This is a genomic window from Dethiosulfovibrio salsuginis (genome assembly GCF_900177735.1).
Lineage (GTDB): Bacteria > Synergistota > Synergistia > Synergistales > Dethiosulfovibrionaceae > Dethiosulfovibrio > Dethiosulfovibrio salsuginis.
Genome location: NZ_FXBB01000001.1, coordinates 158,495 through 180,012 on the forward strand (window position 1 = coordinate 158,495; position 21,518 = coordinate 180,012).

At 49.2% G+C, this 21,518-nt stretch carries 21 protein-coding genes, 1 tRNA gene, 1 other RNA gene and 1 pseudogene; 2 read left to right on the forward strand and 22 right to left on the reverse strand.

The window, feature by feature from the left end:
* Positions 1-12 precede the first annotated feature (12 nt).
* The 7 genes from B9Y55_RS00815 to rnpB all read right to left on the reverse strand — a co-directional run bounded on the left by B9Y55_RS00815 (position 13) and on the right by rnpB (position 7,346).
* Positions 13-963: an MraY family glycosyltransferase gene (locus B9Y55_RS00815; protein ID WP_085543453.1), complete on the reverse strand. Its 951-nt coding sequence runs from the start codon at positions 961-963 to the stop codon at positions 13-15.
* Positions 960-2,321, reverse strand: coding sequence for a UDP-N-acetylmuramoyl-tripeptide--D-alanyl-D-alanine ligase (locus B9Y55_RS00820; protein ID WP_085543454.1), 1,362 nt, complete (start codon positions 2,319-2,321; stop codon positions 960-962). Before B9Y55_RS00820 ends, B9Y55_RS00815 begins: the two co-directional genes overlap by 4 nt.
* Positions 2,318-3,805: a UDP-N-acetylmuramoyl-L-alanyl-D-glutamate--2,6-diaminopimelate ligase gene (locus B9Y55_RS00825; RefSeq protein WP_085543455.1), complete on the reverse strand. Its 1,488-nt coding sequence runs from the start codon at positions 3,803-3,805 to the stop codon at positions 2,318-2,320. Before B9Y55_RS00825 ends, B9Y55_RS00820 begins: the two co-directional genes overlap by 4 nt.
* Positions 3,806-3,809: 4 nt before the next feature.
* Positions 3,810-5,438 carry a peptidoglycan D,D-transpeptidase FtsI family protein gene (locus tag B9Y55_RS00830; RefSeq protein WP_085543456.1) on the reverse strand — a complete coding sequence of 543 codons (1,629 nt, stop codon included), beginning with the start codon at positions 5,436-5,438 and terminating at the stop codon, positions 3,810-3,812.
* Between the two features lie 2 nt (positions 5,439-5,440).
* A complete protein-coding gene (locus B9Y55_RS00835) occupies positions 5,441-5,890 on the reverse strand; it encodes an FtsB/FtsL family cell division protein (RefSeq protein WP_085543457.1) in 450 nt (149 codons plus the stop codon).
* 15 nt (positions 5,891-5,905) lie between these two features.
* Complete coding sequence (gene rsmH, locus B9Y55_RS00840; RefSeq protein ID WP_085543458.1) at positions 5,906-6,817, reverse strand: 16S rRNA (cytosine(1402)-N(4))-methyltransferase RsmH; 912 nt, start codon at positions 6,815-6,817, stop codon at positions 5,906-5,908.
* 195 nt (positions 6,818-7,012) lie between these two features.
* Positions 7,013-7,346, reverse strand: an RNA gene (rnpB, locus tag B9Y55_RS00845) — RNase P RNA component class A.
* Between the two features lie 142 nt (positions 7,347-7,488).
* Here rnpB and B9Y55_RS13660 point away from each other — a divergent pair.
* Both B9Y55_RS13660 and B9Y55_RS00850 read left to right on the forward strand, forming a co-directional pair.
* Positions 7,489-7,659: pseudogene (locus tag B9Y55_RS13660) on the forward strand (CheR family methyltransferase); the annotation flags it as partial.
* 33 nt (positions 7,660-7,692) lie between these two features.
* Positions 7,693-8,295 (forward strand): CheR family methyltransferase, encoded by a 603-nt coding sequence (locus B9Y55_RS00850; RefSeq protein ID WP_327078426.1) that lies wholly within the window; start codon positions 7,693-7,695, stop codon positions 8,293-8,295.
* A 35-nt stretch (positions 8,296-8,330) separates the two neighbouring features.
* Here B9Y55_RS00850 and B9Y55_RS00855 read toward each other — a convergent pair whose 3' ends face one another.
* The 15 genes from B9Y55_RS00855 to B9Y55_RS00925 all read right to left on the reverse strand — a co-directional run bounded on the left by B9Y55_RS00855 (position 8,331) and on the right by B9Y55_RS00925 (position 21,464).
* Positions 8,331-8,954 (reverse strand): V-type ATP synthase subunit D, encoded by a 624-nt coding sequence (locus B9Y55_RS00855; protein ID WP_085543460.1) that lies wholly within the window; start codon positions 8,952-8,954, stop codon positions 8,331-8,333.
* 12 nt (positions 8,955-8,966) lie between these two features.
* Entirely contained in the window at positions 8,967-10,385 is a 1,419-nt protein-coding gene (locus tag B9Y55_RS00860) for a V-type ATP synthase subunit B (RefSeq protein WP_085543461.1), read from the reverse strand.
* Positions 10,375-12,171: a V-type ATP synthase subunit A gene (locus B9Y55_RS00865; protein ID WP_085543462.1), complete on the reverse strand. Its 1,797-nt coding sequence runs from the start codon at positions 12,169-12,171 to the stop codon at positions 10,375-10,377. The genes B9Y55_RS00860 and B9Y55_RS00865 overlap by 11 nt, the downstream gene beginning before the upstream one ends.
* Before the next feature lie 22 nt (positions 12,172-12,193).
* On the reverse strand, positions 12,194-12,529 hold the full coding sequence (locus B9Y55_RS00870) for a V-type ATP synthase subunit F (RefSeq protein ID WP_085543463.1): 336 nt from the start codon (positions 12,527-12,529) through the stop codon (positions 12,194-12,196).
* Entirely contained in the window at positions 12,519-13,532 is a 1,014-nt protein-coding gene (locus B9Y55_RS00875; RefSeq protein WP_085543464.1) for a V-type ATPase subunit, read from the reverse strand. The genes B9Y55_RS00870 and B9Y55_RS00875 overlap by 11 nt, the downstream gene beginning before the upstream one ends.
* A 15-nt stretch (positions 13,533-13,547) precedes the next feature.
* Complete coding sequence (locus B9Y55_RS00880; RefSeq protein ID WP_085543465.1) at positions 13,548-14,132, reverse strand: V-type ATP synthase subunit E; 585 nt, start codon at positions 14,130-14,132, stop codon at positions 13,548-13,550.
* A 30-nt stretch (positions 14,133-14,162) separates the two neighbouring features.
* Positions 14,163-14,639 carry a V-type ATP synthase subunit K gene (locus B9Y55_RS00885; protein ID WP_085543466.1) on the reverse strand — a complete coding sequence of 159 codons (477 nt, stop codon included), beginning with the start codon at positions 14,637-14,639 and terminating at the stop codon, positions 14,163-14,165.
* A 60-nt stretch (positions 14,640-14,699) separates the two neighbouring features.
* Complete coding sequence (locus B9Y55_RS00890) at positions 14,700-16,697, reverse strand: V-type ATP synthase subunit I (protein ID WP_085543467.1); 1,998 nt, start codon at positions 16,695-16,697, stop codon at positions 14,700-14,702.
* Positions 16,684-17,010, reverse strand: coding sequence for a cell envelope biogenesis protein TolA (locus B9Y55_RS00895; protein ID WP_085543468.1), 327 nt, complete (start codon positions 17,008-17,010; stop codon positions 16,684-16,686). The genes B9Y55_RS00890 and B9Y55_RS00895 overlap by 14 nt, the downstream gene beginning before the upstream one ends.
* A gap of 199 nt (positions 17,011-17,209) precedes the next feature.
* Positions 17,210-17,285, reverse strand: a tRNA-Gly gene (locus B9Y55_RS00900).
* A gap of 51 nt (positions 17,286-17,336) precedes the next feature.
* The gene (rlmD, locus tag B9Y55_RS00905; protein WP_159448176.1) at positions 17,337-18,674 is read right to left on the reverse strand and encodes a 23S rRNA (uracil(1939)-C(5))-methyltransferase RlmD; all 1,338 of its coding nucleotides are present in this window, start codon (positions 18,672-18,674) and stop codon (positions 17,337-17,339) included.
* Between the two features lie 62 nt (positions 18,675-18,736).
* Positions 18,737-19,306 (reverse strand): 2-oxoacid:acceptor oxidoreductase family protein, encoded by a 570-nt coding sequence (locus B9Y55_RS00910; protein WP_085543470.1) that lies wholly within the window; start codon positions 19,304-19,306, stop codon positions 18,737-18,739.
* On the reverse strand, positions 19,306-20,124 hold the full coding sequence (locus B9Y55_RS00915) for a 2-oxoacid:ferredoxin oxidoreductase subunit beta (RefSeq protein ID WP_085543471.1): 819 nt from the start codon (positions 20,122-20,124) through the stop codon (positions 19,306-19,308). The genes B9Y55_RS00910 and B9Y55_RS00915 overlap by 1 nt, the downstream gene beginning before the upstream one ends.
* Before the next feature lies 1 nt (position 20,125).
* On the reverse strand, positions 20,126-21,262 hold the full coding sequence (locus tag B9Y55_RS00920) for a 2-oxoacid:acceptor oxidoreductase subunit alpha (protein ID WP_085543472.1): 1,137 nt from the start codon (positions 21,260-21,262) through the stop codon (positions 20,126-20,128).
* Complete coding sequence (locus B9Y55_RS00925; RefSeq protein ID WP_085543473.1) at positions 21,255-21,464, reverse strand: 4Fe-4S dicluster domain-containing protein; 210 nt, start codon at positions 21,462-21,464, stop codon at positions 21,255-21,257. Before B9Y55_RS00925 ends, B9Y55_RS00920 begins: the two co-directional genes overlap by 8 nt.
* Positions 21,465-21,518 lie beyond the last annotated feature (54 nt).

Here is a 21,518-nt window from a genome sequence, read left to right on the forward strand (position 1 = left end):
GTTTGAATCCCCCTAGAAGATCGATGGCAGAAATGACCCCAACCACAACATAGACACGATACCCAGCAGGTGGATAAGCCAAAATCTGAGGACGATCTGTACCTCGCTCCAGCCTAAAAGCTCGAAATGATGATGAACAGGGCTCATCAAAAAAAACTTTTTACCGAAACACCTTATCGATATTATCTGTATAGCCACAGATAATATCTCCAGACCAAAGAGCGCTCCTACAGGAACGACATAAAGAACCCCACCTCCACAGGCAGCGATTGCCACCAGTAAACCACCTAGAAAGTGGGAACCGCAATCTCCCATAAAAACCCTAGCAGGATAGGCATTATGCCATAAAAAAGCAACAGATAGGCCTAAACCGACTGGAATAACCTCAAGGCCTCTTGAGACGAGAAAAGCCAAAGCGACGAGAGACAATGAGGATGTACCAGCAGCAAGGCCGTCTAATCCATCGGTGACGTTCACCGCGTTGAGCATAGACACTATAATAAAAGAAGTTATAACTACGGTCCATAAGGGGGATAAAATAAAATGAGGAGACAAGTCCAGATATCCTGCCTTCAAGGCAAGGAGGGACCAGAACAAAGCGACAAGAACCTGGAATATCAGCTTTTCCAGGCTTCTTAGGCCTTCACTCGATCCTCTAAGTAACTTCAAAAGATCGTCCAGTAGACCGATTAAACCAGAAAAAAAAGGGAGAGCCCAAAGGACGACATAGAAGGTCAGAGCCTCGCTTCCTAACACCCAGCATAGAAGGACTCCAGGGAGGGACATAGCCATAAAGATTACACCGCCAAGGGCTGGCGTCCTCCCTTTGGACGGCATTCTTTGAGGACCGTAGGACTTCTGAACCTGCCGCACCCGACGAGACCTAAGCCAATCGATCCACCAGGATTGGCTCATAAAGGAAAGACAGAAAAACAGTAAAAACAAAGACAATATATCTATCATCGCAAAAAACCCCAAATACGTTCTAACCCATTTGACCTTGACCCCTTAACCACGAGGAGATCTCCAGGAGAAAGTCTCCCCTTCAGATAGTCCCCAAGGAACTTCAAATCGCTCCAAACCGGATAATCATGGGCGAAAGAACTCCAATTAGATCCAAAAAGCAATATATTTCCGAGGAGAGCGGCCCTGTTTAAAATTTTTTTATGGTATTCCTCCGAACTGTCGCCTAGCTCTCCCATCTCCCCGAGGAGGATAAACCGCCGGTCAATCGGAACAGGAGACGACTCCACCGCTGAAAGCAAGGCCATCATCGATTCGGGGTTAGCGTTATAGGACTCGTCTATCAGGATAACACCGTTATCTTCGCTGATCCTCCCTCTGCTATCGAAGGCCTTAAAGGAGGAAAGTCGCTCCGCTATTACCTGAGGATCTTCCCCCAGCTCAGCGGCAACCCCAAAAGCTAAAGCGAGCAAAAGGGAATTATGCTCCCCAAAAACGTCAGCTTTTAACTGAATCTGACCCCCTGAAAACTTTAAATCACAAAAAACGCTAGGGACAGGGTTCCAAGAAAAACCTTTATTTATTATTTCGTAATCAAAGGCCCCTTCGCCAACAGAAACCATGTCCCAGTGTTTATCTCTAGAGAGGTCACCTGCTTTATCGATCAGAGAGAGATTCTCCGCACCTATAATAGCTTTTTTAAGTGCCCTTGACCTCAGGATCTCCATCTTTGCCTCTATTACCCCTTCGAGTCCTCCGAGCCCCTCTAGATGGGCAGGGGCAACTTTGGTGATCAGCGCCATATGGATAGGAAAAAAATCGACCATCTGAGCTATTTCTCCTGGATGATTGGTGCCCATCTCAAGGATAACCCCCTCCGTATCTATAGGCATTTCCGAGAGGGTTAAGGCACAGCCTATCAGGGTATTGTGGCTATTTCTAGCTCGATATACCCTAGAGTCGGAGGAGAGGGCCTTATAGACCATCTCTCTCACCGTGGTTTTTCCGACGCTTCCGGTTATCCCTAAAGCCCACCTAACCTGAGATAACCTCTTCTGCGCTAGAGAGATCAATCCCTGTTCTACATCCTCAAACAATATATAATTACGGGACTTATTATATTCCCTCTCGGAAAACCAACGACTATCGACAAAAGCCCCTACAGCTCCCCGGTCAAAAGCCTCCGAAATATGGGAATGACCGTCGGAGACCTTGCCGGCGAGAGCGACGAAAATATCCCCAGGCTGGATTTTTCTGCTGTCGACCTGGAAGAATCCATTAAACTCCCAGTCACTGCCTACAAGCTTTCCGCCGGACCACTCAGCTAACTTAGCTCCCCCGATAAAATCGTGATTCATCGCCAATCTCTCTTTCTACTCCCCGCCCAAGACACGACGGCCTGGGAGTCGGAATAGGGTATTTTACGACCTTTTATGAGTATATAGCTCTCCGGTCCCTTCCCGGATATGGCCACTATATCCCCTGCCCCTCCTAGATCAAGAGCGATTTGAACCGCTTTTTCCCTTTCTATAACGATTTCAAAACTAGCGTCAGGAATTTTTCTAACGCCAGTAAGAATGTCCTCTACTATATCCTCAGGATCCTCTCCTCTAGGATTATCCATAGTCAGCACAAGATGGTCCGCCATTTTTGCGGCGATTTCCCCCATGGTCCACCGGTTGTCTCGGAATCTCTCACCGCCTAGTCCAAAGACGCTTATAAGTTTTCCCTTGCAGAGTTCCCTCAAGGACCTCAAAAGGTTCTCAAGAGCATCGGGAGAATGGGCGTAGTCAACTACCGCACACAGGCCGTTATCGAAGACAAACCGTTCCATTCTCCCAGGAACGGCTGGTAACATCTCCAGACCTGTGACGATCTCTTCGCGGGAAAAGCCAATAGACCAGCACGCCGCAGCGGCAGCTAAGGCATTGCTGACGTTGTATCTGCCTATAATGGGAATCCTGACAGGAGAGGTAGAGCCTTCGATTGTCAGGTCAAAGCCTATCCCATCGACCCCTAAAGAAAGGTTATCCGCCCTTACATCTGCGTCGGATGCGATACCGTATGATATTCCATCGGGAAATCTGGAGTGTAGAGCTCTGCCGTAGCGATCATCTAAGTTGAATATTTTTGAGCTATCGTCCTTCATGTAGGAATCGAAGAGATCGGTTTTAGCCTTAAAATAACTCTCCATATCTCCGTGATAATCCAGATGTTCCTGAGTCAAGTTAGTGAATACCGCTACGTCAAAGGAGAGACCCTCCAGTCTTCCTTGGGAAATACCGTGGGAAGATGCCTCCATAACACATCCGTCGCAACCGGAGACGACCATACGGCCCAGCAAGGCCTGAATGTCGGGCCCTTCTGGGGTGGTTCTATCGGCTTTAAAGGATCGATCTCCATCGTGATACTCTATCGTACCGAGAAGCCCCACCTTTAGACGCTGAGACATGATAGATCTTATCATATAGGTCGTGGTGCTTTTCCCGTTCGTTCCGGTAACAGAGACAAGGGTCATCGAGCGACAAGGATCCCCTTCCAGTAAAGAGGAGACCAATCCCATAGCTCTTCTGACATCCTCGACCAGCAAGACAGGGACGCTCACCGAAGTCGGAATACGACTGCACATGAGGGCCACAGCACCGGATCTAATTGCGTCCTCGGCAAAAAGGTGGCCATCCGTATTATCCCCTACGACACAGCAAAAAAGATCTCCTTTTTTGAGATTACGGGAGTCAAAAGCGACCCCTTCGATAATCGTTTGCTCGTCTCCGACGATATCCTTCAGAAAACCTTTTATCTTTAGACCTTCAGCTACAGTCTTTAGGCTCTTTTTATTCATAAGGTCACTCTCCAGATTGAAGTCGCTCGATATCCTCTACTATCGATCTAAACAGAGGAGCTGCCAGTTCACCGCCGTAATATCGACCGCCGCCAGGCTCTCCTATCACCACAAGCATCGTGTATTTAGGGGCATCGTAAGGCCAGAAGCCTATAAAAGAGCCCACCATTCGCTCTTTGACGTATTTCCCTTTTACGGCGACCTGAGCGGTACCGGTCTTACCTCCTACCTTTACGGCACCGACCTCCGCTCTTTTTCCCGTTCCGTCGGTGACAACCTCTCTCATGGTCTTTCTAAACCAATTCACGTAGAAAGGGGATATCAATTCCCTTACGACCTCTCTCTGAGATCGATAAATAGGGTTTCCGCGGTGATCGGTAACCTCTTCCACAAGGTGGGGCCTGAGCAAAGCGCCACCGGCGACTACGCTGTTAAAAGCCATCGTAAGTTGAAGAGGGGTAACCGCTATTCCCTGACCTATCGCCACGTTGGCTGGGATCACACCGTACCATCTCTCAGGGGGGAGCAAAAGGCCGGTTTCCTCTCCGTTCAGCTCTATTCCTGACTTAGAACCAAAACCCCACGTCTCAAGATCCTTATGGGCTTCGTAAGGATTCCATTTCATGCCTATTAGGGCCATCGCAACGTTCGAGGAATAGATTAAAACCTGAGATAGATCGATATCTCCCTTTCCAACGCCGTGAGAGTTCGAAATCCACCCATCTGCGACCTTTAGCCTTCCTCGGTCCATAAACCTGGAGTTTCTGGAGATCAGCCCCGACTGCAAGCCCATAGCGATAACTATAGGCTTAAACGTAGAGCCCGGTTCGTAAACTCTGCTCACGCAATTATTGACCATATTCTCTTCCTTAGTCATAGATTCTCTAGCGTTACCGTCAAAAGTAGGCCAGCTAGCCATGGCAGCTATATTGCCGGAGAAAGACTCAACGCATATAGCGGCAGCCCAGTTTGCCTTTTCCTCCTTGGCCACCTTGGAAAGATGCTTTTCAACTATAAATTGAATTCTACGATCTATGGTCAAACGAACAATCCCTCCATCGGCGATCGATTGGGGGGATTGTTTTATCCTAGGGGCAACCCTTCTCTCCGACGGGACGAAAAGAGCATCGTTCCAAACCATCTCCAAACCGGCCAATCCAACTCCATCGATATCACAAAAGCCAAGGACATGGGATAACAGAGATCCACTTGGATAAATTCTCTTGCTTTCAGTCAAGCCATGGACGCCTTCAAGTCCTAAATCCAGTATCTCCTTGGCCTTTGGACTGTCTAACTGTCTTAAAAGCCAAAAGAAACGCCCACCTTGAAGTTTTTTTAACGACTCAAGTCTGTCCTTGGGTAGATACTTGGCTATTTTATCGATATCCCCTTTATCCCATTCTTTGGGATCGACGTAAAGGCTGGTTACAGGGACAGATACAGCCAGGGGCTCTCCTTTTTTATCGAGGATAGGCCCTCTCATAGGGGAACTTTGAACAACAGAGGTGGATTGGAGACCAAGTCTATCTAAGACCCTGAGATCTGGGTATAGCTGCAAAGAACAGGCTCTAAATATAAAGAGCAGGAGGATAAGGAAGATCAGAAACCACGGAAGGTGTTTTTTGCCTGTCATAACTATCTTGCACCGTCAACGTTCAACTTTATATCGAGACCACCTTTTAGTGGCGGAAGGGAACCACTCCACTCTCCAACTTTACCCTCTGGAATAACTGAGGCTACCTCTCCATCGCTGTATCTAACCTTTATGGTACCGGCCACCGAGCCCTGAGTCATTCCCAGATTATCAAAGGCGTAACCGTAAACCGCCGAGGGCGCTCCAAGGGCAAGGGTGGATTTTTTCAGATCCGACAGAGATCTCTCTAAATTGTTTTTTTCATAAGACAGACGGTCCAGTTCAGCGTCAAGAGCCAAGGCGTATATTCTACAGTGGACCAAAGAAGAGGTTATTACCATGATTAAAAGGATACAAAAGACCATAATCGGTCCCATACGACGACGTAGACCGCTTCTCTTTACGTTATGCTCTTTAGAGATTTCTCGATCCTGAAAGCGTCGAGATGACACCGAAAGACCTCCTTCCTACATAGGTATATTGGCCATAAAAGCCCGAAGTTTAGCGCTCCTTGATTTAGGATTTCTCTCCACTTCCTCTTCCGAAGGTAGCAAAGCTTTCCTGGTCATTATAGTACCTTCAGTCTCATCTTTCCATTCTCTAAATTTCCACTTAACTATACGATCCTCCAGAGAGTGATACCCTACCACAACAATTACCCCTCCAGGGGAAATGACCTCAATAGCTCCGTCTAGACCTTCTTTCAGGGCCTCCATCTCACCGTTAACCACGATTCTCAATGCCTGAAAGACCTTTCTAGCAGGATGGCCCTTAGCCTTTCGCATTGCGGGGGCGGGGAGAGAGCTTCTTATGGCCTCCACGAGGGAAAAGGTATCGAGAATAGGGCCAAATTTCTCCCTAAATCTCACTATGCCCTTGGCTATCATCCAAGAATGACGCTCCTCACCATAAACCCTAAAGATATCCGAGAGCTCTGGAGCGGAGAGTTGGTTGATCATCTCGCCGGCGGATATACCGTCTTGCCTTCCTCCGTCCATTCTCATATCCAGAGGGCCATTTTCTCTGAATGAAAAACCTCTCTCAGGGACGGTAATCTGCATATTGGATATGCCCAAATCGAAGACTATACCGTCGACATGGTCAAACCCTAAACCTCCGACTATACCGGATATGTTAGAGAAATTATCCATCACCGGGATAAATCTATCGCCAAACCTCGCAAGCCTGGAAGAGGCTATCTCTATAGCGTAAGGATCTTGATCGACGCCGATGACCCTGACATCCTGAAACCTATCGAGAATTGCCTCTGAATATCCACCAAGCCCTAGAGTTCCATCCAACAGAAGTTCAAAACGATCTATTGAATCAAACTGTTCAAGTACCTGATCTATCATTACCGGGACATGTTCTATCGTCAAATCTACGCCTCCAGATCAAATTAGAGATAAAGCCTAATTCCCCACGGTACAACCTTACATTAGGACGAAAGCCCAAACCAGTCAAGAGCCAGAGGAACTCTTATGCCCTTGACAAGACGGAAAAAGGGACCTAAGACCACCTATATAAGGTCTTAAGTCCCACATAGGAGCTTTTATACAACATCCTGAACAAAGATGAAGAGCCTTCCTGTAAGCCGGGTTTTGTCGTGGATAGTCATTTATCTAGGGTATACCTCACGATATACCTCAAGCGACCGTACCCGAAGGTCGGCGAGCAGCGTCATCCCTTCCTATTCGGTCTTGCTCCAGACGGGGTTTACCTGGCACGACAGTCACCTGCCGTCCGGTGGGCTCTTACCCCACCTTTTCACCCTTACCTCTAAGAGGCGGTATATCTCTGTGGCACTGGCCTGTGGCTCACGCCAACTGGGCGTTACCCAGCGTCCTGCTCTTCGGAGCCCGGACTTTCCTCTCCCGAAAAATCGGCAGCGACTATCTAGAAGACTCTTCTCAGGAAGTATAGCATATTTTCAGCTAAACTGGGACATGGTATGATATGGTGTACCCAGAGAGGGAGAGATAATAGGGTTACCTCTTGGCAACTAAGTCTGGTATACCTATCTAAAAAATAGAAAGGCAGGGATGGTCCATTGACAGCCGTCGAAAAAGACTACGATTCCCCCGAATACACTAAATTCAAAACACAGGTGAAGGTGCTTACCGGACTGGATCTCAATTCTTACAAAAACCAGATCCACAGAAGAGCTCATATGTTAATGAGCCGATGGAATATAACTAGCTACGATGTCTATCATCAAACTATAAAGGAAAATGAGGACAAATTAAGAGAATTCTTGGATTACCTCACGATAAACGTCTCTGAATTCCTAAGAAATCCTCCTAGATGGTGGGACCTTAAAGACCACGTCATACCGGACCTTATAAAGATAAGGGGAAACAAAAAGCTAAGACTTTGGAGTGCAGGTTCCGCCACCGGGGAGGAGCCCTATTCCCTTGCGATGCTATCTTCCGAGTGCGGCCTATCCTCCCCTCCTATGGTAGAGGCCAGGGATATAGACTCAGGAGCGATAGCGATAGCCCAAAAAGGCGTCTATCATAAAAGACAGCTTGTAAACGTACCACCCGATTGGTTGAGCCGATATTTTTCAAAGATAGACGAGCAAAGCTACCAGGTAAAGGATGATCTGAAGAAACGGGTCTCTTTCTCAAGGCTTAACCTGGTAGAGGACAGGTTCGACACGGGATACGATCTAATACTTTGCCGAAACGTGGTTATATATTTCAGGCCAGAGACTAAGGCCGCCCTGTACCAAAAGTTCTTCGATGCCTTGAAACCAGGTGGCTATCTTCTTGTGGGGTCTACCGAGCAGATCTTCGAGTATAAATCCTACGGCTTTGAATCGTCAAAACCGTTTCTCTACAGGAAACCACTTTAAAAAGCAGGACAAGGCAATTGCCTTGTCCTGCTTTTTTAGTGCGATCGAACAATATCTTTGATCTTCATTATGCGACTTAAAGCCGAACGTTCCTGCTCTTCCAGCTTCATAGTGATGTACTTTATGGTCTCGATAGTAGCAGGAATGAGAACGTGTTCTAGAGCGTTGACCCTTCTTCTGGTCTTCTCTATCTCCGTGGACATGAGAGCTATAGCCTTCTCCTCCGCCGCAAGCTCTATCAGCTTTGGCATAATGGTGGAGAATCGCTCCAAAGAGACATCAAGACTTCCAAGGGTGGTGGCAAATCCGTAATTGAGCGACTTACCCTCCTGGTTTACACCGTACTCAGGGACGACGACGCTCATAACGTTTCGATGAGACACCGAAACCCTACATATTGCACCAGGGACCATAAGGGCCTGTTCCAGCATGGCCGGCAGTGTCTGAGCCCTGGCCAGCATAAAGCTCTCGTAACAACGACGAAGCTCTTCCTCTATGGCCTCTCTCTGTTCCTTAACCTTTCGAGCCTTCTCCAGGAAGGCCTTGATAAGGGCATCCTGTTTATCCTTCAGGAGTTTATGTCCCCTCTTTGCCACTATGAGGTTTTTCTTTAGCTTGGACAACTCCATCCGGTTGGGGTTGACGTTCAGGCGAGCCATGACATCACCTCACTAAGCCTTGACGGACTCTTTTACGGAGCTCTCCTGGTTATCCTTCAGAGGCTTCAGATACTTCTCTATGTACTTGTCCTTGATTCGCTTCAGCTCTTTGACCGGAATCTCAGTTAAGAGCTCCCATCCCAGCTGGAGTGTCTCCTCGATAGTCCTGTTCTGGTACTCTCCCTGACGGACGTACTCGTCCTCGAACCTGTCGGCAAAGGCGGCAAAAGCCTTATCGTCCTCGGACAAAGCACCCTCTCCGAGAATGACCGCAAGCTCCTTGGCCTCTTTACCTCTGGCGTAGGCGGCAAAGAGCTGGTTCATCAGGTCAGCATGATCCTCCCTGGTCTTGCCGTCTCCAATTCCCTTGTCCTTAAGCCTTGAAAGGGAGGGCATAACGTCAACAGGGGGATATATGCCTTTTCGGTGAAGGTTTCTGCTGAGGATAATCTGTCCCTCGGTGATGTAGCCCGTAAGGTCAGGGATCGGGTGGGTTTTATCGTCCTCAGGCATGGTCAGAATAGGCACCTGAGTTATAGAGCCGCTCCGGCCCTTTAACTTACCGGCTCTCTCGTACATTGTAGCAAGGTCGGTATAGAGGTATCCTGGATAGCCTCTTCTACCTGGAACCTCTTTTCTGGCGGCGGAGATCTCTCTCAGAGCCTCACAGTAGTTGGTAAGGTCGGTGAGGATAACCAGAACGTGCATATCCTTCTCAAAGGCCAGGTACTCCGCAGCGGTCAAAGCCAGACGAGGAGTGGTTATACGCTCTATCGCAGGGTCATCGGCGAGGTTTACGAACATCACCGTACGCTCCAGAGCACCGGTCTTACGGAAGTCCTCCATGAAGAAGGAAGCCTCCTCAAAGGTGATACCCATAGCGGCAAAAACAACGGCAAAAGCCTCGTGTCCGCTTATGACGTCCGCCTGACGGGCTAGCTGAGCCGCCATACGGTTGTGGGGAAGCCCTGCGCCGGAGAAGATAGGAAGCTTCTGCCCTCTGACCATCGGGTTCATGCCGTCGATGGTGGATATTCCCGTCTGAATGAACTCATCAGGGTAATCTCTAGAGAAAGGGTTGATAGGAAGACCGTTAACGTCGATGGTTTTATCGGCTATTATCGGCGCTCCACCGTCTATAGGTTCTCCTCTTCCGTTAAAGACCCTTCCTAGCATATCGGAACTAACGGGAAGGGTCAGCACCTTTCCGACAAACCTGACTTTAGTGCTTTCGATATCGATTCCATCGGTACCCTCGAAAACCTGGACAAGGGCGCTTTTAGAGTCTATCTCGAGAACCCTTCCTCGTCTGGTCTCGCCGTTAGCCAGCTCTATTTCCACTAGCTCGTCGTACTTTACGTCCTGGACCTTCTCCACCATAAGCAGAGGTCCCTGAAGACTGGTTATAGTTTTATACTCTCTAGGCAACATTCGATTCGCCTCCTGTAGGGACAAGTCTGGCGATCTCTTCCTTCATCTCCCTCTCCAGATCGTCAATCTGGGTGAGAGATTCCTCGGCGACAAGCCCCATTCTGGCAATTTTTTCCCGAACAGGAAGGTTGAAGAGCTCGTTTATGGGAGCACCGTTCTTGAGAGCCTCCATGCCGTAGTGATGGAACATAAGTATAGTCGACAGCATCTTGAACTGCTTCTGCATAGAGGTATAGGTATCGGTCTCGTGGAAAGCGTTTTGGTGCAGGAAGTCCTCTCTGAGGGACTTGGCCGTCTCCAAAATCATTCTCTCGTTTTTGGAAAGGGCGTCTACCCCTACCAACCTCACTACCTCTCTAAGCTTATCCTCCTCCTCAAGCAGGCTCATACCCTCGACTCTTGTATGGGTCCACTCATCGTCAAACTGGCTATCCCAATATTCATCCAGTTTGTTTGCGTAAAGAGAATAGCTCTGAAGCCAGTTGATGGCGGGGAAGTGCCGCTGATAAGCCAGCTGAGCGTCCAATCCCCAGAAAACCTTGGTAACCCTAAGGGTGTTCTGGGTAACAGGCTCGGAAAGGTCTCCTCCTGGAGGAGATACCGCTCCTATAACCGATACGGAGCCCTCAAGCTCTTCCTTACCGTGGCAGATAGCACGACCGGCTCTTTCGTAGAAAGAGGCCAATCTGGTACCGAGATAGGCGGGATAGCCCTCTTCACCGGGCATTTCCTCAAGGCGACCGGACATCTCTCTGAGAGCCTCCGCCCAACGGCTGGTCGAATCGGCCATAAGGGCTACAGAGTAGCCCATATCCCGGTAGTATTCCGCCATGGTGATACCGGTGTAAATACTGGCCTCTCGAGCGGCCACAGGCATGTTGGATGTATTGGCCAGCAGAACGGTCCTCTTCATCAGAGGCTCGCCGGAACGGGGATCCTCAAGATGGGGGAACTCCAGGAGGACGTCGGTCATCTCGTTGCCTCTCTCGCCGCAACCTATGTAGACGACTATCTGAGCCTCCGCCCACTTGGCTAACTGGTGCTGTATAACCGTCTTTCCCGAACCGAAAGGACCGGGGACACAGGCGGTCCCTCCTTTTGCGATCGGGAAAAAAGTATCAACTACCCTCTGTCCTGTGATAAGAGGGGTAACAGGAGGAAGCCGTTTAGCCACAGGACGAGGCTTTCTGACAGGCCACTTCTGGGCCATTTTAACGTCTACAGAATTCCCTTTATCGTCGGTTATCACCGCTACGACATCGTTGACAGTGAAACTTCCTTTGGTTATTTTTTTTACTACTCCGGCGACACCGGGGGGGACCATTATCTTATGTTCGACCAACACGGTCTCCTGAACTAAACCTAGGACGTCGCCGGTCGATACCTGATCCCCTTCTTTGGCTTTAGGCTCAAAATCCCACTTTTTATCGTAGTCGAGAGCAGGAACGTCGATACCTTTAGCTATATAAGGGCTATTAGCGACGTCCTCTATACTCTTAAGCGGCCTCTGAACTCCATCGTAAAACTGCTCAATCAGACCAGGTCCTAGCTCGACGCTAAGGGGTTCCCCGGTGCTTACGACAGGCTCTCCAGGCATCAGCCCGGAGGTTTCCTCGTAGGCCTGAATCGACGCAAACTCGCCTTTGAGCTCAATGATCTCACCGACAAGTCCAATTTCACCGATCCTAACCACGTCGTACATACTCGCACCGATCATTCCCTTTGCGACGACCAGAGGACCGGATATTCTTTCTATACTTCCCTTTATGACCTTATCCGTGGCCACTATGAATCGCCTCCAGACTTAACTATTTTTCAGCAAAAATATCCATACCTACGGCGCGCTCCACGTTTTTGCGAATCGCAGAGAGTCCGACGTTGAGGGATCCCTTTATGCCTGGTATAGGTATAATGCTGGCAGAGTGCTCTTGGTTGAGCTCCGATATAAGCTCCTGATGTTCCAGAAAAAGAGCCTCTTCCACAAAGACCACGGCATAACCCTCTCTGGCCAATCTCTCCAGAATAGATTTCGCCTCTAGGAGATCACCGGTCACAGGGAACGGTCTTACTCCTACCGCCTGAAAGGGAAGTACCGTATCGTAATGTCCTACAGCTGCCATAGGACGGGATGAACTATCCGACATTACGAATCAACCTCCTTACCCTTTCTTTTTCCGATCCATTCGTCAGGGAAACAAGGATAACCCTGAGATTTTTGACCTCCATCTCCTTCATCCACAGATACCTCAAAAAGTTACGAGGATCGGAGGCTCCATACTTGGCTCCATCCAGGGTTTTAGTAACATAATCGTCCAAGATAGTGTCAAATACCATAAGAATCGAATCGAGATCGGCACTATCCTGAACTATACCGAAAACGGAGCCAGCATCGGAAAAGGATAAAAGTCGTCCCCAACTCTCAATTGGCTCCGATAGGACCGATATCATCCTATCGGCGGAGATCCATCCTCCTGGATGGAGAAACTTGGAGGAGTAGGAGGAGTCCGCCCCTATTCTGTGGAGACGGATCAAGGTCCTTATGTTCTCGGCGTCAAGTTTTCTTTTAAACCACATCTCGACGTCGGGCATAGAAAGGGCCTTTACCATCTTCCACATAGCCTCGAACAAGGTAGAGTCCAAAAGACACTCCACCTCAACCATATCACGGTTCTGTTCCCACAGAGACAGGGCCTGAGGTATAACCCTGCTAAGACCATAGGGCAGAAGGCGATATTCCTCGCTCTCCACCGCCATAACCAACGAATCGGTCTCTATGTTTCCAAGAGGCGTAAGCAGATCAAAGCGACGCTCTCCTCCCTGTTTTGAGAGGACAGAGCTTTTAATCAAAACCTTAACGTTGTGAAAATCGTAAGGCATTCGACAGATCTGCACTAACCCCTCATCAGGGGCAAATCGGCTAACCTCGCTGTAAACGTGGTTTAGTTCCGACCCTAGAGCAGAGTCAAAATCCTCGTTTGACTTCATCTCCATAAGCCAAGGGGCGTAAACCGTCTCCCCAAGGACTTTTATGGCAGAGTCAAGACCATCGCTCTCTATTAATCTCTGGAAGAGGGCATCGTCAAGGAGCCGATTTTCCATCGCCCTCAGACGCGCGACCGAATATCCATATCGTTCCGCCGGGGCCATTTACTCACCGCCCAACTACTCAGAGAACAGCCGTTTTACAACGTCTGCCTCAAGATCGTCCCTTAGCCAGCGAACCAACATCTCAAATGAAGCGTTCTCGCTGACGTTATCGTGGCTGAGGATAAAACCACCTGAGATAGGGGCTTTTACGTCGGACAAAGAGATATTTGTCTTATGGCTTTCGTTATACTTTTTGAGCCAATCCTCAGTAATGTGTTTCTCTTTATGCCCTACGGTCAAAGATCCCTCCGAACCTGCTAGTGCGGAGCTATCCAACATGGCCTCCACGAAGGAAAGATACCTGTCCCCAGGGAGAGATGAGAGCTTCTCCAGGGCTCCTTTGTAAACCTCGTCTATAAGCTGCTGCCGGGCACCTAGGTCGATCTTTTTGACGTCGAGATTTGCGACGATCTCCCTGCGTCTCAGAATCTCCGGCTCCTCGGCTTTAAACCGCTCTTCGTAGGAGGTCTTGATCCTGTCTACCTCTAGATCGACCTCGGCAGCTATTTGGGCAGCTTGCTCTTTGGCTCGATCCAGAATCTTACGGGCCTCTGCACCAGCGTCAGCTTCGATTTTCTTCTTGATATCAGCAAGAGACATGCCGCTCACTCCAACCCTTCGGCCACAGGCCTAGGAAATCCCGTTCAACAAAAGGATGCTGACCAGAAGGGCAAGAACTGCGTATGTCTCCACCATGGCGGGAAGTATGACGGCTTTTCCGGTCTCTTCAGGGCGCTTGGCTATCATCTGGATACAGGCAGCGGAGGTCTTCCCCTGAGCTATGCCGGAGAAATAACCAGCCACAGCGATCGGAAGGCAGGCAAAAAGCACACCGAGACCGTTAAGCCAGGTGATGGCCATCGTAGGCTCTCCACCGATAAGGCCAGCTTTCAACATAGCGAAGAAAGCGATAAGAAGTCCGTAAATCCCCTGAGTTCCAGGAAGGGCCTGAAGCAGCAGCACCAGACCAAACTTACCGGGATCCTCGGTCATAACTCCCGCTCCCGACTCACCTGCGATACCGACGCCTATAGCCGACCCTGCGCCGGCAAACCCAGCAGCCAAAGCAGCACCTAGAATAGTTAACATTACACCAAGATGTTCCATAAAAAATAACACTCCCCTCGTAAAAGTAGAGATCCCCCTATAAGGAGGCTATCGGTGATTCTAACGCTCGCAACCATCCTCGGAGACTGCAACGTATTTAGTGTTATACCTGAGAGGCTCAAAAAGCCTGCCCCCTCCGGCATAAAACTTGCTGAAAAACTCGACGTACTGGAGCCTCAAAGAGTGGACGAAAGCCCCTAATACGTTGACCGCGACGCTAAATAGATGGCCTCCCAGGAAAAGCACTATGGCGATAATCCACCCTACATAGGGAATGGATGATGAAAGACCAGCTAACATATTGATGATCATAGCGATAGCGGAGGTGGCCAACCCTAAGGCGAGCAACCTGCTGTAACTGAGGACATCACCAAGATAGGAGGTCACGTTATAGAGACTCAACAACCCTGATATAGCCTTTTGGATAAATCCATCTTTGCTCCTACCTTGAGTAGCTATTAAAGTCGCCGCACCTGCAAAGGTGACCAGCTTTCCCAACCAGGAAATGGAGGGAACCTTTGTGGAAGCCCCAAGCAGGAGAAGGCCGGATAAAAAGACCATCCATCCCAGCTGATCGGCAAAAGCTCCCATGTAGTCCCCTTTTTTTAGACACTCCCTCATGGCGATAGCCATACCGAAGAAAATCTGAAAAACGCCAAACACAAGGGATATGCCGAGAAACGCCATAGGATCGTCCATAGGCACCAGCAATACGGGTATATCCTTAAGTGGCTTCAGAAAGCCTAAAAACGGAACGACATCCACCATGTCTCCCATCCAGCTTCCGGTCAAAGCTCCGACCAACGTAGCTGCTATGCCGGAAAGGACAAACAGGGAAAAGAAGCTCTTGGCTCCTGATGGCATTTTCTTGTATTTTTTGAAAAAAAACAAAAAAAACGCCACCATGATAAGACCGTAACCGCCATCACCGAGACACATCCCGAAGAACAGGAAGAAAAAGGGAGCTAAGAGAGGCGTAGGGTCAGGTCCACCGTAAGTAGGAGCTCCGTAAAGCTTTGTCAAGGTCTCAAAGGGAAGAGACCACTCGGGATTGCTCAAAAGAGAGGGAGGATCATCCTCCTCGGAAGGTTCGGTAAAACGGAGCTCCGTCAATCCACCCCACCTAGACAGCGACTTTTTGACGTTCTGGATATCCGACTCTGGAACCCAATACCGAAGCAAAGTAACCTCGTCGGTTCTCTCTCCCTGTTCTGAACTACGGAGCCTCTCCGACATAATCCCCCAGTAATCGCCGAGAACCCTTACGTCTGGGACCAAATCTCCAGCCCTATCGCCCATGTCCTTCTCGATGTCAGACACCTTGAGGATAAGGTCCTCTTTTAAGCCCGATAAGCGACTTATCTCCTCGGCGACCTCTAGGGAAAGATCCTCTGAAATATCGACTTTGCTGAACCCCATTCCAGCCGAAAGACGAAGGACCTCCGACTCTATCGATCTGAGACCGACAAATACCACCGTAGCCTCTTTGTCTTTTTCCCCATAAGGAGCGACATAAAGCTCTAAGTCGGCGCCGAAAGCCTTATTCAGATCGCCTTTCCACTTACCGAGGCTGTCCACCGATAAAGTGCCTAAAGCCCCAAAAACCTGTTCCGTTCCGGAGGATATCAAACTAAGAGGATATGGAAGACCGTCCAGAGTCGACAAAAGGGCAAGATAACCATCGATTTTGCTTATCTCCGACCTTATCTCCACAAGCCTTCTCTCCAGACCTCGAATCTCCTCTGCCTTAGCGATTACATCGTAAGAGTCAGATAAACACTTCATCTCTTTCAGGGAAAACTCCGGCCTTTCACCGAAGGACCTGGCCATAGAGCCAACCGGGTCGATATAGTAAGGCTCTAAAATCCTCAGTAGATACCTAGCCTCGCTTATTTTTTCATCAAGATCGGCTATTCCCGGGAGAGAATCGGCTACCTCTCCGCTATCCTCAGGAACGAAAACCTCACAACACCCAAGTTTTTGAAGCTCCGCTAGGACAGCGTCGACCACGGTATTATGCGCATAAAGCTCCAGCTTGCTAACACTAGCCACGCCCATATCGAGCCATCACCTCTTCCGAAACCCAGGAGGACACCGAATCAAGTCCTTTTTTGTTGGACTCTATAAAGCGTTGAGCCTCTTCGTGTCCTTCTGCAACTATAGAGTCAGCCTTCTTTTCTGCCTCCGCCTCAACCTCTACTAACCGTTTTTTGAAGCCTTTGAAAGCTTCCTGTTTTGACTCCTTCAGCCTCCGATCAGCATCGTCCTTAGCCTGGGAGATTATCTTCCCTGCCTCAGATCTGGCATCGGACACCTTATTCTTCGCCTGTGCCTCGACTTTTTTGATCTCTTCAGTGAGACTGGTTGCCATGCTGTCACCTCCCTTCGAGGAACAAAATCCGACAAAAGACCCTTACACAAAAGGTAAGGATCAAACTACTCTCCCATTCTAGTGACCAAGAAAGAACGTGTCAATCAACATAGAAAGAATCAATGTTTTTAAAAGAAAAAACCAGTTATAAATTAATAAAAAGCCCCTCCCAATAACTGGAAGGGGCTTTAACGATCTATGGAGCGGACAACGGGATTCGAACCCGCGACCCTTAGCTTGGGAAGCTAATGCTCTACCAGCTGAGCTATGTCCGCTTGACGACGAAGATTATAGCCCTTTGATGGGTTTTTGACAACCCCGTAAACCTATCTCGTAAAGCGGACCACCGTCTCAACGTGACAGGTCTGAGGAAAAAGGTCAAAAGACCTTAACTCACTGAAATTCCAGCCTGCTTTTATCAAGATAGCCGTATCTCGAGCTAAGGTCGCAGGATTACAGGACACGTAAACAAGCTTTGATGCCACGCTTTCGGTTACGGCGGAGAGCACCTCGGGCGCACAGCCCGTCCTCGGAGGATCGACTACAACCACCTTCGGCTTCTCCTTTATCATCGCTTTTATTAACTCCTCCGCCTTTCCACAAAGAGAGTTTACGTTTTTTATTCCGTTGAAAGACATATTTTCCTCCAGCCTTTCGACGGAAGGACGCCACTCCTCCACCGCTAAAACGGATTTAGCGTTTTTAGACAGATAGGACGTAAGGGCACCGACTCCAGAATAAAGCTCTACCACCCTATCCTCTGGAGAAGCCGCCCATTCGGACGCCAGCTCAAAAAGATTTTCCGCTTGAAGGGTATTAACCTGAAAAAAAGCGGTCCCATCGTAACGGAAAGAAAAATCACCCAGTTTTTCCAATATTAAATTTCCACCCCAAGCGGGGAACGTCTCATCCCCTATTATACGATTAGTTTTTTTATCGTTTAAATTCCAAGAAAAGGATAAAAGTTTGTCTCTATATTTAGACTTTAGATAGCTACCTACTTTATTCATTAGCTTTTTATTGAAATTAGATACTACTAACATCAAAAGCAATTCTTTATTTTCGTTTGATCTAGCGACTATATGCCTAAGGAATCCTGAGTTGTTTTTCTCGTTATAAAAAAAACCGGGGGAGGATAGTTCCTCCTGAAGGTCTCTCCTTATAGCGGAGTAGATACTATCGATCTCCGGTTTAAGCACGGGACATCGATCTACAGGGACGATTAAATGGCTATTAGCGCTAAAAAAGCCGATTCCCCCCTCTTTTCCCGCCCTTACTGGAAAAGAAGCTTTGTTCCTGTACTCCCATCTTCTCTCGCTAGGAACACAGATAACTTCAGCTACGTCGACTCCACCGATACGCTCCATAGTCGATTTTACCATGGCCTCTTTTAATGAAATCTGAAGACCATAACTTCCGTGTTGAATCTGACATCCTCCACAGCTACCGAACCAGGGACATTTAGGGGTAACTCTATCGTCGGAAGGGCTCTCTATCTCCATCAGCCGAGCTCTTCCGTAGTTCTTTTTTTCCTGAATCATAGACACCAAAACCCTCTCTCCAGGGAGGGCACCGTCGACAAATATGACTTTACCCTCCTCGGAAAGAGCGACACCCTGTCCGGTGGAGTTTATGTCTCTAATTTTCAAAATAAGTTCTTTCACATTAAGCCTCCTAAAAAAGATTTGCCGAGGCTATTTTAGCCCCGGCAAATCTCAACGGCAATCTAAAAGTGCAGCCACTGACTGTTTTTAAATACCTTGTAACCTTCGTCAAAGGCTTTGGAGTTCATCTCTTCGGTCCCTTTAGGGACTCTGGCGAGAACAGCCTTTTTCAAGGCCGACGGCTCCACTACCTTCTCAAGCTCTAAAACCCTGGCTACCATGCCTATAGAGACCATGTTGGTGACCAGTTCCCGTCCTATTACATCTCTAGCGGTCCTGACGATAGGAAGGTGATATATGTTGGCATCTATGTTGGGAATCTCTTTGACGTAGAAGTCGTCGATTATAAGCCTTCCGCCAGGCTTGATTTCTGAGGCATATTTCTCACAGGCCTGAGAGGTAAGGATTATCTGAAGGTCTGGCTTTACAGGCATAGGGTAGTCGATAGGCTCTCCAGAGATAACGACCTCGGCCTTAGAGCTTCCGCCTCTTGCCTCAGGACCGTAACTCTGGGTCTGTACGGCGAAAAGACCGTCGGAATAAAGAGCCGCTGCTTCTCCGACTATAACCGATGCGAGAATGACTCCCTGGCCTCCGGAGCCAGCAAAACGGACCTCAAAACGCTCGCTCATTAGGACTCCCTCACTTTCTTGCTCATTTCCAGATACTGCTCTGTGTATTCGGGAGCTACTTTGTTAACAAACTCTCCGACGACTATTTTACCGAAAAGCTCCTCAGGGCTCATACCCTTGGCCTTTTCTTTGGTGACGCTGGCTCCTTTGAGGTACTCTATGTTGGAGATAGGGGTACGTCTGTTGTTCTTTCTGCCAAACTGGGTGTGACAGCTTGATATGACCTCAACTACCGAGAATCCCTTATGCTTGATGGCATCGGCGATGTACTTCTCCGCCTGCTTGGGATTGGCAATGGTGGTCCTGGCTACGAAAGTAGCACCGGCTCCTTCCGCCAAACGACATATGTCGAAGGTCGGGTCGACGGCACCGTAAGGTGCGGTCGTAGCAAGAGCACCGGCAGGGGTGGTCGGAGAGGCCTGTCCACCGGTCATACCGTAGATGTTGTTGTTCATCACTATGGCGGTGATGTTTATGTTTCTCCGGCAGGCGTGGATAAAGTGGTTGCCTCCGATAGCGGTGCAGTCGCCGTCTCCCATGACGTCTATAACCGTCAGCTCAGGCTTGGCCATCTTGATGCCTGTGGCAAATCCAAGAGAACGACCGTGGGTGGTGTGAATGGTGCAGGTATCTATGTAGCCTGGAAGTCGGCTGGAGCAGCCTATCCCCGAAGCTAACACCGTCTCGTCCTTGTTTAAGCCGAGATCTACCATTGCCCTTATAAGGGCGTGCATCACGATACCGTGACCACAGCCGGGGCACCACATATGGGGGAAAAACCTAGTCCTGAGCCAGTTGTAAACTTCTTTGGAAGGCATATTACCTTACCTCCTGGGTTATTTTTTCAAGAATTTCGCTTGGGTGGAAAAGCTCACCGTTGACAAGAGTAGCGGAAACGACCTTAGCCTTGCCGTGGACCGCTCTCTCTACCTCGTGTACCATCTGTCCGCAGTTGAGCTCCGGGACGATTATGGTCTTGACCTTTCGAGCCAACTTCTCAAGCTCCTTGTCGGGGAAGGGCCAAAGGGTTATAGGACGGAAATGGCCAGCCTTGATGTTTCTGGCCCTGGCGTCTTTTACCGCTCTCGTGCTGGAACGGGCGACGCTTCCGTAGGATACTATAAGGACCTCCGCATCCTCGGCGAAAAGGGTATCGTATTTTACGATATCGTCCCGGAAGCGATCTACCTTTCTCATCAGTCGCCTCATTTTATTGTCTATTTCCTCACCGTTGTTGGTGGGAAATCCCCAGTCGTTATGGGTAAGACCGGTCACGTGCCAACGATAGCCGTCTCCGAAGGAGGCCATGGCAGGAATATCGTCCTCAGGGTCGGCCAGATAGGGAACGAACTTATCGGGCTCCACGGAAGGAGGCTTTCTGTCAACTATCTTTAAAGAACCGGGCTCAGGGATCTCTATTTTCTCCCTCATGTGACCGATCTCGGCGTCGCTCATTATCAAGACCGGCTGGCGGAACCTCTCCGCAGTGTTGAAGGCCTCGATCGCCAGGGAGTAACACTCCTCGACGGAGGACGGAGCGTAGGCGATGGTGCCGTGATCTCCATGGGTTCCCCAACGGGCCTGCATAACGTCCTGCTGGGCGGCTTTGGTGGGAAGTCCTGTGGAAGGACCGCCTCTCATTACGTCGACGAGAACCATAGGAACTTCCGCCTCGTAGGCTAAGCCAAGGTTCTCCTGTTTAAGGGAAAATCCGGGGCCAGAGGTCGCCGTGAGAGCCTTGGAACCGGCTATAGCAGCTCCGATAGTTGCGGCGATGGCGGCTATTTCGTCCTCCATCTGGATAAAGCGGCCATCTATCTTAGGGAGCTCCTCGGCCATCTTCTCCGCCACCTCTGTGGAAGGGGTTATCGGGTATCCGCCGAAGAAATTGCATCCTGCGGCGATCGCCCCCATAGCCAGAGCTTCATTACCCTGCCAGAAAGCCAGTTTACCCATTGTTCTCCGCCTCCTTTACTGTGATAGCCAGATCGGGGCATATATTCTCACACTGACGACATCCTATGCACTTAGCCATCTCAAAGGGCTCCGCTTTCTGTCTCTCATCAAGTGCCAATACCTTCTTGGGACAGATATCGATACAAAGAGAACAACCTTTGCACCATGGCTTGTTGATGATAACCTCAAATGCCTTCGCCAAAGAATTCACCTCCAAAAGATGCCGTTCCCCCTGGAACGGTTCGTACAGACGCAA